This window comes from Streptomyces sp. NBC_00704 (assembly GCF_036226605.1).
GTDB lineage: Bacteria > Actinomycetota > Actinomycetes > Streptomycetales > Streptomycetaceae > Streptomyces.
On sequence record NZ_CP109000.1, the window covers coordinates 6,207,257 to 6,219,668 of the forward strand.

Below are 12,412 nucleotides of genomic sequence, written 5' to 3' on the forward strand. Positions count from 1 at the left end.
TGCCGTCCTTGACCAGACGACAGGGCTCACGCTTTCGCGTACGGCCGTCAGGCCTCCCCGACGAACCCGGCCCACGCCTCACGCGACACACGGACGACGGGTCCGGCGACGGCCTTGGAGTCACGGATGTGCACGGTTCCCCTGTCGGCCGCGACCTCGATGCACTGTCCGCCTTCGGTTCCGCTGTAGCTGCTCTTGAACCAGGTGAGGTCGGAGGCGGAGGTTGAGGACTCAGCGTTGCTCATAGCGATCCCAACAACCCTTCGATCGACTTCAGTGACTCTCGCGGAGTGAGAGCCTGCGATCGGATGATCCCATAGCGGGCGGCGGCGAGAACCGTCTGCTCCGAGTCGGTCTCGAGGGTGCTGGTCGCATAACCCTCCGAGTACGCGAACCTCTTGCCGTCTTTGTGTGTGAGGACCGTGAACGGTCCATTCACCCCCGCGTTGTCCTCGCACTCGACCGGCATGACCTGAATCTCCACGTTCCGCTTGTCGCCGGCCAGCAGAAGGTGTTCCAACTGCCCGCGTAGGACGTCCTTGCCGCCGTAGCGGTGCCGCAACACCGCCTCGTCGATGACGAAGCTCAGCAGTGGTGCGGGCCGACGGTCGAAGATGTCCTGCCGGGCCAGCCGGGCGGTCACCCGTTGCTCGATCGTCTCCTGATCAAGGGGAGGACATCGCATGGCGAGCAGGGCCCTCATGTACTCCTCGGTCTGGAGCAGGCCGTTGACGACATGGGTGTCGTACATGAGCAGCTCCAGAGCCCCCTTCTCAAGCGTCGCCATCCCCTGGAAGAACACCGGATACTGCGCCCGCTCCACCTGCTCCTTCCACACCGTCAGCAGTCCGCCCGCGTCCAGAACCTCGTCCGCCCGCTCGATGGTTCGGGGCGCCGGGATGCGTCGTCCCTGCTCGTACGACGCGACCGTGGACGCCGAGTATCCGATGCGCCGTCCGAACTCCTCGCGCTCCAGGCCCGCCCGCATCCGCAGCGTCTTCAGCGTGTGCCCGAACGCGACGACCACGGCCTGGCCGGACGTGTCCGCCGTCGCCTGCCCCGAGTCGTCCGCCACCACGGTCTCGGCCCTTTCGTCCGTGCCCTCGGTCATCGCCACCGCCTCCCTGGCCCAACGCCGTCACGGCCGCCTCCGTCACGCCGCCCGGCTCGTACCCGTACCGCCTCCACGCGTACAACGTTCCGCGTCGGTGTGTCACCACTGGTCACGCTACGCGACCGGGGACACCGTTGGCGGCATGACGAGCCAACTCCCCAGCCTCATCAGCACCTCGCAACCCGTGGGACCCGGCGGTGACTTGAGCCGCACCTTCGACATGTGCTTCACCTCCACCCCGCGGGGCGCCCGCCTCGCCCGCCGACTGGCCGCGCACCGGCTGGACGCCTGGGGCGTCCCCTACGGCACCGGCCCGCACGAATCGATCGCGCTGGTGGTCGGCGAGCTGACCGCCAACGCCGTACGGCACGGCCACGTCCCGAGCCGGGACTTCCACCTGCTCCTGCGCGTGAGCGAACCCGCCCGCACGGTCAGGATCGAGGTCACCGACACCCGTACCGAACGCACGCCGCCCGAACCGGCGATGCTGCCCGCTCCCGGCTCGCAGGACACCGGCGGCCGGGGGCTGCTCCTGGTCGCGGCGCTCGCCACCCGCTGGGGCTGGCACCTCAGGCCCACAGGTCCGGGCAAGACCGTCTGGGCGGAGTGCGTGTTCGCGACTCCCGCGTGAGCCCGTGACCGGGGTGGAAGAGAGTGGTGCCCGCCTCAGTCGGTGGCGAGCAGATGGGCGGGGGCGATGCGGGACAGCCGCCGGATCGGCACCGCCAGGGCCGCCACCACCAGGGCGGTCGCCGCGAGCGTGGCCAGCAGTGCGGCGCCGGCGACCGGGAACAGGTGTCCGTGCAGCACGCCCCGGCCGAGGGCCAGCACCCCGGCCAGGCCGGCCACCGCTCCGGACAGGCCGCCCAGCAGAGCCAGGCCGATTCCCTCGTAGAGGGTCAGCCTGGCCAGCTCGCGATCGGTCCAGCCCGTCGCGCGCAGCACCGCGAGATCGGCGGCGCGTTCGCGCTGCGAGAGGACCAGGACGTCGATGGCGCCGGCGGCGCCCAGCAGCAGGGACAGGGCGACGCTGAAGTAGTCCGCCTCGCGCGCCTGCGCCACCACGGCACTGCCGAGCAGCGACCCGGCCACCTCGCCCCGGAAGGCCAGTGTCAGGGCGAGCAGCACCGTGAAGGCGGCCACCCCCAGCGCCAGCCCGGCCGCGCCCAGCAGCGTGCGGCCCCGTACCCGCAGCAGGTTGAGCACGGCCAGTCCGGCCACCGAACGCACCGGGTGCGTGCGGCGGACCGCCGTCGCCGGGGGCCGGACGGCTTCCATCGGGCCCAGCCGGGTGGCGAGCCAGGCGGGGATCAGGCCCGCCGCGGTGGCCAGGAGGAGCGCCACCGGGAGGACGAGGAGTGACTTGGCGCCGGCTTCGGGCTGACCCAGCATGCGGCCCAGCACGTACGCGAGCACCGTGCCCACGGCTCCTGCGGCGAGGCCGATCAGCGCCAGTTCGGCGAGGACCAGGCGGAGCACTTCGCCGCCGCTCCAGCCGAGGCAGCGCAGCGTGCCGATCTCGGTGCGACGTGAGCGCACCGAGGCCAGCGCGGCCTGGCCGAGGAAGAGCGCGCACACGACGAGGACCAGGACGAAGAGCACCGCGCTCTTGGTGTCCACCGCCCGGAGGATGCGCAGTGCCACGCCCTTGGCGACCCAACGCTCAGTCACCTGTGCCGAGTCGCCCAGGGCCACCGTCTGCGGCGCGGGCGAGCTGCCGACGGTGACGTCGACCTGGAGCCGGGGGTAGGTGGCCCGGATCTTCCCGGCCACCGCGTTCACCCGCGCCCGGGAGGCCGTGTCGACGCCGGTCACTCCTGCCACCCGGATCCTGATCGCGCTGACCGGCGCCTTGTCCTGGAGGCTCGGGATCCGACGGCTCTTGGTGAGCGCGGTGATGGAGTCCATCGTCGTCAGCATGGTGGGCGGCGGGCTGACGTAGCCGCCGAGGTTGCGGTCGGGCTGGAGGGGCTTGCCGTGGAGCTTCGCTCGGGTCGCGCTGTCCGCACCGGTGACCTGCGGCGTCTGGTAGGTCTCCAGGGGGGTGTCGGACAGGGGTGAGAAGCCGGGCAGTCTGCCGGTGTCGTAGCGGCCGACCAGGTGGACGAAGGGATTGGGCAGGCGTCCGGAGTCGACGCCGTCGCACGTGCCCAGTCCGATGCAGTTCGTGGCGGCGTGACTGGTCACCTTCCGGTACTGGGTGCCCTGGTGGTTCTCCTCGGGGACGTTGGGGAACGGCTGCCGGTTGGAGTTGGTGATCCACAGGCCGGGCTTCTGCGGGGGCTGCGACTGCGCGGCGAGGCCGCCGTCGGGCGTCCGGAGGTAGGTGACCGGGCCGACCGTCCAGTAGCTGCCGGTGTCGAACGAGTCCTCGGTCAGTGCCTTCCGGTAGCCCTTGCTCAGGTCGACGCGGGTTCTGCCCACCGTGGTGCCGGGCAGGTTCCGGACGAAGCCGGCGGCTGCCGGGTTGCCCAGTTTCGACGGCAGCCCGGCCGGGTCGCCGACGTCGAGCCGCTCGACGGTGGCGTCGAGAATGCCGGTGGTCAGGGGGGTGTCGCTGAGCAGCCCCGGGATGTAGCGGTCGTGGCTTCCGTGGACGCTCTTGGCGCCCGACACCCTCCACGGCTTGTCCCGCTCGGTGAGCATCCGGCCCGAGGCGATGGTGTCGCCCAGGCCCACCAGCCGGTCCTCGGCCACCGGGTCGACGGCGGCCAGCAGCACGGGGTAGCTGACCGGAACGTCGATGGTGGCCTTGTCCTGGCCGGACTGGCAGTTCATGTGCGAACTCAGGTCCGGGTCGAACGGCGACCGGTCCCTGAGGTCCTCGGCGATGATGTTCGGCTTCAGCGGCAGATCCAGGTTGAACTGGGTCTGCTCGGTCTTGTCCCGGTTGAAGTAGAAGCAGACGTCGTACTTCCCCTTGATGCGGTACCGCCGGGTGCTCTTGTCGGCCGCACCCGCCTCCAGGGTGTCGGACTCGAAGAGGCCGTCCGACTCCGAGGCCGACGTCAGGGGGGAGCGGGTGAGGTAGACGTACTCGTCCGAGGTGCGGTAACTGCCCAGTCCGGAGGTGAGCGTGGGGCGGATGCGCAGGATCTGCCGGGACGCCTCGCCGTCCAGGAAGCGGGACACGTCCACGGTGACGGTGCTCGCCACCATGAGATAGCCGATGTTGGCGACCGGTGCGGCCACGTCGATCCCGGCCATGCCGCGGATGCGCCGGTACTGGTCGACGGTGATGCCGCCGAACGTGCCGGACAGGAAGTTCGGCGTGACCAGACCGCTGCGCCGCTCCACGTCCGTCTGCGCGTCGGGCGGGCGCACCAGGACGTCGTACGCGGAGCGTGCGTTCTTCCGTACCGTGCCCACGGTGGTCGCCTGGCTCGTGCTCACGGTCGCGGTCAGCAGGGTGAAGCTGGTCGCCGCCACCAGGATGCCGGCGGCCAGGGCCAGCGCGCGCCCGCGCCGCCGCCGTAGCTGGTCGAGGATCATCGCCATCACGGGCGCAGGCCCCCCAGCCGGTGCAGCACGTCGCCGGAGGGTGTGATCCGCTGGTCCGAGGTGATCCTGCCGTCCTGGAGCCGCACCACCCGGTCGCCGCCGGCGGCGACCTCCGCGTCGTGCGTGGCGATCAGCATCGTCATCCCGTAGCGCTCGCGCAGCGACATCAGCAGGTCGATGATCTCCCGCCCGATGACGCTGTCCAGGTTGCCCGTGGGCTCGTCGGCCAGTAACAGTCCCGGCCGGTTGATCAACGCCCGTGCCACGGCGACGCGTTGCTGCTGGCCGCCCGACAACTGCGAGGGCAGGGCGTCGGCCCGCTGGTTCAGGCCGACGGCCTCGAGCAGCTCCATGCCGCGCGCACGCCGGTCGAAGTCCACTCTGCGCGGCAGGACGGGGGCGAGCACGTTGTCCAGCGCGGTCAGCGCGGGCAGCAGGTGGAAGCGCTGGAAGACGAAGCCGACACGCCGCCGGTGACGGTCCAGATCCCGGGGTATCAGTCGTGCGCCGTCGATCTCGACGTGCCCCTCGTCGGGCTGGTCCATGCCGCCCGTCACGTGCAGGACGGTGGACTTGCCGGCGCCGGACGGCCCGGTCAGCATCACCACCTCGCCGGCCGCGACCTCCAGGTCGATCTCGTCCAGGGCGGTCAGGCCGGGATACCGGCGGCTCACCCCGCGCAACGCCACGCTCACAGCCATGGATGCAACCTCGCCCTCGTACCGCGCGGCACCTGCGCCGCCGCCCCTGCATTGCGACAATTCAGGGGTATGTTGTCACAATGTAGAAGGGATATGTATGCCGCTCCATCACGCCGTGCTCGCGCTGCTGACCCGGCGACCGAATCACGGATACGAACTCAAGGCCCGGTTCGAGGAGGCCGTCGGCCCGCAGTGGGGCGGCCTGAACATCGGTCACCTCTACCAGATCCTCGAACGGCTGGTCCGTGACGGCTATGTCTCGCGCTCGCAGGTCACACAGACCGACCGGCCCGACAAGAACCTCTACACGCTCACCGAGGCGGGCGAGGCCGAGCTGCGCTCCTGGGCGACCACCGCCTGGGTGCGCGTCGGCGGCTTCCGCGACGAGCTGTTCCTGAAGCTCCTCGGCGCTGTCGCGCTGGGCCCGCAGGCCCTGGACACGCTGATCGAGGCGCAGCGGCAGACATATATGTCCGAGCTCGCGGGCCTGGGCCGGCAGCGCCGCGCTCACGCCGACGAGCCGCTGGTAGCCGTCCTGATCGACGCCGCCATCGCGCACACCAAGGCCGACCTCGGACTGCTGGACAGCGCCGCACAGCACCTGGGCCCCCTCGCCACGGCACAGGGCGCGCAGGCGGCGGAGCACTCACCCCCACAGGTGCGGACCGACTCCGACGAGGCTCCGAGGGGCAGGACGGGATGAGAGGGGCCGTACTTCAGGAAGGCGAACGGCAGGGGCGACTGCCTGACAGGGTCACGCGCACCTACTGGTAGGCGCCCCGCCACCCTCCGAGGGGCTGTGCTCTCCCGTCACTCCGGGGGGCTGCGCCCTCCCGTCGGTTCGAGGGCTGGAACGCCACTGGTCTACCGCCCATTCCGGGCAGCGGTCCGGGGCCGCCGCGGACCCCGCGCGTCCGCCCGGACGCTCAGGCCGGGTACGCGTGCGTCTGGGCCGCCTTGACCGTCGCCCACACCGCGACACCGCGATGCAGGCCGAGTTCGGCCGCCGCCACCGTCGTGAGATCGGCGGCGAGGGGGAGTTCGCCGGTGAGGTCGGCGCGGATCCGGTCGCCGCGGGTGTCCAGGCCGGCGATCTCGCACCGCCAGAGGTTGCGTGCGCTGGAGCCGGTGGGGCGGTCCCGGTGCAGGGTGACCGCGCTGGGCGGGAAGGCGACGAAGACCGGGCCGGTGAGGTCCTCGGTGGTCGTGATGGTGGTCCTGGTCCCGGTCCCGGTGGTGATCCCGGTCGTGGTCGCGGGGCCGCTCCCGACGTGGACCGTGTGGCCCTGCGCCTCGCCCTGGTAGAGGTTGAGCCCGACGAGGTGGGCGATGTAGTCGGTGCGCGGGTGGCGGGCGATGTCGGCCGGGCCGCCCTGCTGGACGATGCGGCCGTCCTCGATGACGACGAGGTGGTCGGCCAGGACCATCGCGTCCAGCGGGTCGTGCGTGACGAGCACGGCCACCGCTTCGAACTCGGCCAGATGGTGCCGCAGTTGCGCGCGGACGTCGAGGCGGGTGCGGGCGTCGAGGGCGGCGAGCGGCTCGTCGAGGAGCAGCAGGCGCGGGTGGGTGGCCAGGGCCCGTGCGAGGGCGACGCGCTGTGCCTGGCCGCCGGAGAGCTTGCGGGGCTTGCTGCCGGCGTGGCCGGCGAGGCCCATCCGCTCCAGCCACTTCGCGGCCCGCGCGCGTGCCTGCGCCTTGGTCGCGCCGTGGCAGCGCGGCCCGAAGGCCACGTTGTCCAGCGCGGTGAGGTGGGGGAAGAGCAGGTAGTCCTGGAAGACGACGCCGACCGGGCGGGACTCCGGCGGCGTGCGGTGCAACTCGGCCCCGTCCAGGCGGAGGTGGCCGTCCGTGAGCGGGACGAGGCCGGCGAGGGCGCGCAGCGCGGTCGTCTTGCCTGCGCCGTTGGGGCCGAGGAGCGCGACGACGTCACCCGGCGCCGCGGTCAGCGCCACGTCGAGGCGGAAGGAGCCGCGCTCGACCAGCAGCCGGGCGTCGAGCCCTTCCCCGGCCGCGTCGGGCGCGTCGGCCGGTCCCGGTGCGGGGCGCGCGTCCTGCGTGGTCTTCCCGGTGTCGCTCATGAGGCGGTCATCCATCGGTCGCGCAGCCCGGCCAGCACCGCGATCGAGACGGCCAGCAGGACGAGGCTGAGGGCGATCGCGGCCTGCGGGTCGCTCTGCAGCGCCAGGTACACGGCGAGCGGCATGGTCTGGGTGCGGCCGGGGAAGTTGCCGGCGAAGGTGATCGTCGCGCCGAACTCGCCGAGCGCCCGGGCCCACGCCAGCACGGCGCCGGCCGCGATGCCGGGGGCGACGAGCGGCAGCGTGACCCGGCGGAACGCGGTGAAGCGCGAGGCGCCGAGCGTCGTGGCCGCCTCCTCGTAGCGCGGGTCGGCGGCGCGCAGAGCGCCCTCGACGCTGATGACGAGGAACGGCATCGCCACGAAGGCTTCCGCGACGACGACCCCGGCGGTGGTGAACGGCAGCGTGATCCCGAACCAGGAGTCCAGCCACCGGCCCAGGACCCCGTTGCGGCCGAGCGCCATCAGCAGGGCGACGCCGCCGACCACCGGCGGCAGCACCAGCGGAAGGGTGACCAGCGCCCGGAGAAGACCGCGTCCCGGGAACTCGACCCGTGCCAGCAGCCAGGCCAGCGGCACCCCGAACACCAGGCTCACCGCGGTCGCCGCCGTCGCGCAGACCAGGGACAGCCGGAGCGCCTGCCACACCTCGGTGCTCGTCAGCAGGTCGGGCATGCTCCGCCAGGGGGCCCGGACCAGCAGGGCGACGAGGGGGAGGACCAGGAACGCCAGCCCGAGCAGCGCGGGCAGGAGAAGGGGCAGCGGGGCGCCGCCGAGGCCGCGGCCCGCCGGGGCTCCGCGGACGCGGCGTCGGCGCGGGCCACCGGTCACGGTGTCCGCGGCGCCGGCCTTGTCGGGGGGCGGGGAGGTCACGGCCGGAGGAACCCGGCGTCGGTCAGGACCTTCTGGCCGACGGCGGACCGCACCAGCGCGATGAACGCCTTGGCGGTCCCGGTGTTCTCCGAGCCCTTGAGCAGCGTGATCGGGTATGCGTTGACGGCCTGGGCCGACTCGGGGAAGTCCACGCCCTCCACCTTGTCACCCGCGGCCTTCACGTCGGTCCTGTAGACCACCGCGGCGTCGGCCTCTTTCAGGACCACCTTGTTCAGGGCCGACTTGACGTCCTCCTCGTAGGAGACCGGAGTGAGCTCGAGCCCGCTCGCGTCCAGGGCCTTGTGGGCGGCGGCCCCGCACGGCACCGCCTTGTCGCACAGCACGACCTTCAGCGAGGACTTCGTGAGGTCCTTCAGGGAGGCGATCTCGTCGGGATTGCCGGGCAGGGTGGCGATCTCCAGCCGGTTGCGCACGAAGGTGGCGGGCGTGCCCTCCGCGTCGCCGCCGTCCGTCACGATCGCCATGGTCTTCGGGCTGGCCGAGGCGAAGACGTCGGCGGGGGCGCCGGCGGTGATGCTGGCGGCGAGCGTGTCGCTGCCGCCGAAGCTGAAGGCGACCTTCGTGCCCGGGTGCGCCTTCTCGAACTCCTCGCCCAGCGTCGTGAAGCTCTCCTCCAGCGAGGCGGCGGCGAAGACCGTGACCGTGCCGGACAGCTTGTCCGAAGCGGAGGCCGCAGCTGAGTCGCCCGACGTCCCGGACGAGCCGGAGCCGGACGACGAGCAGGCGCTCAGTGCCAGCAGGGCCGCGGCGCCCGCACCGACCGCCCGCAGCGTCCGACGGCTCCGGCGCGCGGAACGGGTCATCACGGGTGCTCCCTCTCTCTGGTCCTGACGGACGCGTCTGCTGTCTCCCGAGCCGAGCGACGTCCGCGTCTTCGATCCGGTGAGTATGCGTGCGCTGACCATGATGCCGCAGGTGCGAGGTGAGAGTCTCTTGTGGCTTGGCATGATCCGGGTCAAGGGTTCTCTGGCATGGCATGTGCGTTTGCACGGAAGCAGGGGTCCGGGTGCGGTCGTCCCCGATGTGGCAGCCCGTGGGTTCGTCCCTTCGCGGGCGCCTCCCTCCGCTTCCACGGCTTTTCCCCGAGTCGGGGAACCCTTCGGCCTTCTCGGTCATTGGAGAAGGAGAGGGCGCCGTCGTAGGGCGGTGTGACGTCAGGGGGTCGTGGGTGGGGAGTGGGCGCCGGCGGATGCCGGTCTGCCGCGGTGTGCGCGCGGCGTGTTCCGTCCGGCCGGATGCGGTGGGCCGGTGACCGGCCGGTCGGCGCACCCGGTGCTGCCTCCGGTGCTTCGCGGGTGGCTCGGGACGGTCGCGGGACTCGCGGGGCTGTCCGTCGCCCTGCTCGGGATCCTGTACGCCGGCGGCAGCGAGCCCGGCGGGGTGGACAGGCGGATCAGCAGCCCGGAAGCGGACGGCGTGGGTCCGCCGTGGCGGCGTCTCGCGCTCGCCCTGGACTTCCTGGGGGAGCCCGTGGGGTCGGTGCTGCTGGTGGCGGTCCTCGTGGCGGGCTGTCTGCTGCTGCGGCGTCCTCGTGCGGCGGTGCTGACCGTGGCCGGGGCCGGAGCGGGCGTGGCGGTCGCGACGCTGCTCAAGCACCTGGTGGGGCGCACCATCCACGGTGACGGCAACCTCTCCTACCCGAGCGGCCACACCACGTTCGCCACCGCGCTGGCCCTGGCGGTGGCGCTGCTCGCGACCGGCCTTCTCGGCCTCGGCAGAACGGCCGGCATGGCACTCGTGCTCGGCTTCGCGCTGGTCGCCGGCGCCGCGATGGGCTGGGCGCAGGTGGCCCTGGGCGCGCATTACCCGACCGACGCCCTGGGCGGCTTCTTCACCGCGCTGGCGGTGGTACCGGCGACCGGATGGCTCGTCGACCGCGCGGCCCGCCGACCGGAAGGCGGGCCGGATGACAGACCGGACGTGAGCCTGGACGACAGACCGGACGCGAGCCTGCACGGCGGGCCGGACGACAGGCCGGACGCGAGCCTGCACGGGGGGCCGGACGACATGTCAGGCCGGACGTCAGGCTGACCGGCGGTTCCGAAAGCAGGCCGGACGGTAGGCCGAACGGCGCGGCGGACGGTGGGCCCGACGGCGCGGCAGGCGGTAGGCGGGACGGCGGGGCAGACGGCAGGCCGGACGCGAGCCTGCACGGCGGGCCGGACGACATGTCAGGCCGGACGTCAGGCTGACCGGCGGTTCCGAAAGCAGGCCGGACGGTAGGCCGAACGGCGCGGCGGACGGTGGGCCCGACGGCGCGGCAGGCGGTAGGCGGGACGGCGGGGCAGACGGCAGGCCGGACGCGAGCCTGCACGGCGGGCCGGACGACATGTCAGGCCGGACGTCAGGCTGACCGGCGGTTCCGAAAGCAGGCCGGACGGTAGGCCGAACGGCGCGGCGGACGGTAGGCCCGACGGTGCGGCATGCGGTAGACGGGACGGCGGGGCGGCGGTAGGCCGGACGGTGTGGCGGGCCGTAGGTCGGACGGTGCGGCAGGCGGTAGGCGGGACGGCGGGGCAGGCGGCAGGCCGGACGGCGCGGCGGGCGGTGGATCGGACGGCGTGGCGGGCGGTGGATGGGACGGTCAGGGAGTGAGCGAGACGGCCCGCCACCGCGCTCGCCGTACGCCGTGCCGCGGCGGCGGCTGCCGGGTGCCGCCCCCGCTCGTGCCGGGGCGGCGGTGCGGTTCACGCTGTGCGGCGGAAGACCGGTTTCACCGGGCGGCCGCCCAGCCAGGGGGTGGGGTCGGCGGTGTCCAGCGCCTTGCGGTAGACCGCGCACGCCTGGGCCACCGCGTCGACGGTGTGGTCGATGTCGGCGTCCGTGAGCGCGCTGCTCACCACGAACGACGGGGCGAGCACGCCGCCCGCCAGCAGTCGGCGCAGGAACAGGGTGCGGTACTCCTGCGACGGCCGGAGGTTCTCGTCGAGGGTGGCGAAGACCAGGTTGCTGGCGCGGCCCCGGACCACGACGTGGTCGCCGACGCCCATGGCGGACGCGGCCCCGCGGACTCCCGCGGCCAGCCGTTCGCCGAGGGCGTGCAGCCGTGCGGTGACGCCCTCCTCGGAGTAGGTGGCCAGCACCGCCATCGACGCGGCCAGGGAGTGTGTCTCCGCGCCGTGGGTGGTGGACAGCAGGAACACCCGCTCGCCGGAGTGGCGCAGTCCGCCCCGCTCCATCAGGTCGCGGCGTCCGGCGAGCGCGGAGACGGCGAACCCGTTGCCCAGGGCCTTGCCGAACGTGGAGAGGTCCGGGACGACGCCGTACAGGCCCTGGGCGCCCGCCTCGGACCAGCGCAGGCCGGTGATCATCTCGTCGAAGATCAGGACGCAGCCGTGCCGGTCGGCGAGGTCGCGCAGGCCGGCGAGGTAGCCGGGGGGCGGTTCGGTGTGGGTGGCGGGTTCGAGGATCAGGCAGGCGATATCACCCGGGTGACGGGTGAGCAGTTCTTCCGCGGCGGCCAGGTCCCCGTAGGGGAACGAGAGGTTCAGGTCGGTGGTGGCCGCCGGGATGCCGGCGGCCATCGGGGTGGTGCCGATGAACCAGTCGTCGGTGGAGAAGAAGGGGTGGTCGGCGCAGAGGGCCACGCGTGGACGTCCGGTGGCGGCGCGGGCGAGGCGGACCGCTGCGGTGGTGGCGTCGGAGCCGTTCTTGGCGAACTTCACCATCTCGGCGGTCGGCACCGTGGCCAGGAAGCGTTCGGCGGCCTCGACCTCCACGATGGACGGCCGGACGAAGTTGCTGCCGCGGTCGAGTTCGCGTCGCACCGCCTCGGTCACCCGCGGGTGCGCGTGGCCGAGGCTGACCGACCGCAGGCCCGAGCCGTACTCGATGTAGCGGTTCCCGTCGACGTCCCACACGTGGGCGCCGCGGCCGTGGCTGATGACCGGGGCCAGGTTCTCCGGGTACTGGTCGTCGCCCTTGGCGTAGGTGTGCGCGCCTCCGGGGACCATGGCGTGCAGCCGCTCGTTGGCCTGCCGCGACCGGGGCAGGCGGAGTTCTCCCGAGTCGGCGTCGGCAGCGCTGCCCGCGATGTCTGCGGCGCCCGCGGTGTCTGCGGCGCCGGCGTCCGCGAGGGCTTCAGCGGTCGCGGCGGATTCAGGGCCTGTGACGGCCTCGGTG

At 72.7% G+C, this 12,412-nt stretch carries 11 protein-coding genes; 3 read left to right on the top strand and 8 right to left on the bottom strand.

All coding sequences use genetic code 11. The features are described 5' to 3' along the window. Positions 1-47: 47 nt before the first annotated feature. On the bottom strand, positions 48-245 hold the full coding sequence (locus OG802_RS27040) for a DUF397 domain-containing protein (RefSeq protein ID WP_329414487.1): 198 nt from the start codon (positions 243-245) through the stop codon (positions 48-50). Beyond that, positions 242-1,111 carry a helix-turn-helix domain-containing protein gene (locus OG802_RS27045; protein WP_329414488.1) on the bottom strand — a complete coding sequence of 290 codons (870 nt, stop codon included), beginning with the start codon at positions 1,109-1,111 and terminating at the stop codon, positions 242-244. The genes OG802_RS27040 and OG802_RS27045 overlap by 4 nt, the downstream gene beginning before the upstream one ends. 145 nt (positions 1,112-1,256) lie before the next feature. On the opposite strand from OG802_RS27045, the gene OG802_RS27050 reads away from it, so the two are divergent. Continuing rightward, positions 1,257-1,745 carry an ATP-binding protein gene (locus OG802_RS27050; protein WP_329414490.1) on the top strand — a complete coding sequence of 163 codons (489 nt, stop codon included), beginning with the start codon at positions 1,257-1,259 and terminating at the stop codon, positions 1,743-1,745. Between the two features lie 35 nt (positions 1,746-1,780). Here the strand turns inward: OG802_RS27050 and OG802_RS27055 are convergent, their stop codons facing one another. Further along, on the bottom strand, positions 1,781-4,612 hold the full coding sequence (locus OG802_RS27055) for an FtsX-like permease family protein (RefSeq protein ID WP_329417422.1): 2,832 nt from the start codon (positions 4,610-4,612) through the stop codon (positions 1,781-1,783). Next, positions 4,612-5,316, bottom strand: a complete 705-nt coding sequence (locus tag OG802_RS27060; protein WP_329414491.1) for an ABC transporter ATP-binding protein — start codon at positions 5,314-5,316, stop codon at positions 4,612-4,614. Before OG802_RS27060 ends, OG802_RS27055 begins: the two co-directional genes overlap by 1 nt. A 97-nt stretch (positions 5,317-5,413) precedes the next feature. Between OG802_RS27060 and OG802_RS27065 the strand changes: the two genes are divergently transcribed. Beyond that, positions 5,414-6,019 carry a helix-turn-helix transcriptional regulator gene (locus OG802_RS27065; protein ID WP_329414493.1) on the top strand — a complete coding sequence of 202 codons (606 nt, stop codon included), beginning with the start codon at positions 5,414-5,416 and terminating at the stop codon, positions 6,017-6,019. Between the two features lie 223 nt (positions 6,020-6,242). Here OG802_RS27065 and OG802_RS27070 read toward each other — a convergent pair whose 3' ends face one another. From OG802_RS27070 to modA, 3 genes are read right to left on the bottom strand one after another with little or no spacing between them, the layout of a single operon-like run. Further along, entirely contained in the window at positions 6,243-7,397 is a 1,155-nt protein-coding gene (locus OG802_RS27070; protein WP_329414495.1) for an ABC transporter ATP-binding protein, read from the bottom strand. Further along, a complete protein-coding gene (gene modB / locus OG802_RS27075) occupies positions 7,394-8,269 on the bottom strand; it encodes a molybdate ABC transporter permease subunit (protein WP_329414497.1) in 876 nt (291 codons plus the stop codon). The genes OG802_RS27070 and modB overlap by 4 nt, the downstream gene beginning before the upstream one ends. Then, positions 8,266-9,093, bottom strand: a complete 828-nt coding sequence (gene modA / locus OG802_RS27080) for a molybdate ABC transporter substrate-binding protein (protein ID WP_329414500.1) — start codon at positions 9,091-9,093, stop codon at positions 8,266-8,268. The genes modB and modA overlap by 4 nt, the downstream gene beginning before the upstream one ends. Before the next feature lie 445 nt (positions 9,094-9,538). Between modA and OG802_RS27085 the strand changes: the two genes are divergently transcribed. Further along, positions 9,539-10,321, top strand: a complete 783-nt coding sequence (locus OG802_RS27085; protein WP_329414503.1) for a phosphatase PAP2 family protein — start codon at positions 9,539-9,541, stop codon at positions 10,319-10,321. Positions 10,322-10,977: 656 nt separating this feature from the next. On the opposite strand, the gene OG802_RS27090 is transcribed toward OG802_RS27085, so the two are convergent. Further along, complete coding sequence (locus OG802_RS27090) at positions 10,978-12,324, bottom strand: glutamate-1-semialdehyde 2,1-aminomutase (protein WP_329417424.1); 1,347 nt, start codon at positions 12,322-12,324, stop codon at positions 10,978-10,980. Positions 12,325-12,412: the final 88 nt, after the last annotated feature.

Excerpts from the sequence above, each read along its gene's own strand:
- OG802_RS27040 (WP_329414487.1), bottom strand. The coding sequence starts at position 245 with ATGAGCAACGCTGAGTCCTCAACCTCCGCCTCCGACCTCACCTGGTTC.
- OG802_RS27045 (WP_329414488.1), bottom strand. The coding sequence starts at position 1,111 with ATGACCGAGGGCACGGACGAAAGGGCCGAGACCGTGGTGGCGGACGAC.
- OG802_RS27050 (WP_329414490.1), top strand. The coding sequence starts at position 1,257 with ATGACGAGCCAACTCCCCAGCCTCATCAGCACCTCGCAACCCGTGGGA.
- OG802_RS27055 (WP_329417422.1), bottom strand. The coding sequence starts at position 4,612 with ATGGCGATGATCCTCGACCAGCTACGGCGGCGGCGCGGGCGCGCGCTG.
- OG802_RS27060 (WP_329414491.1), bottom strand. The coding sequence starts at position 5,316 with ATGGCTGTGAGCGTGGCGTTGCGCGGGGTGAGCCGCCGGTATCCCGGC.
- OG802_RS27065 (WP_329414493.1), top strand. The coding sequence starts at position 5,414 with ATGCCGCTCCATCACGCCGTGCTCGCGCTGCTGACCCGGCGACCGAAT.
- OG802_RS27070 (WP_329414495.1), bottom strand. The coding sequence starts at position 7,397 with ATGAGCGACACCGGGAAGACCACGCAGGACGCGCGCCCCGCACCGGGA.
- modA (WP_329414500.1), bottom strand. The coding sequence starts at position 9,093 with ATGACCCGTTCCGCGCGCCGGAGCCGTCGGACGCTGCGGGCGGTCGGT.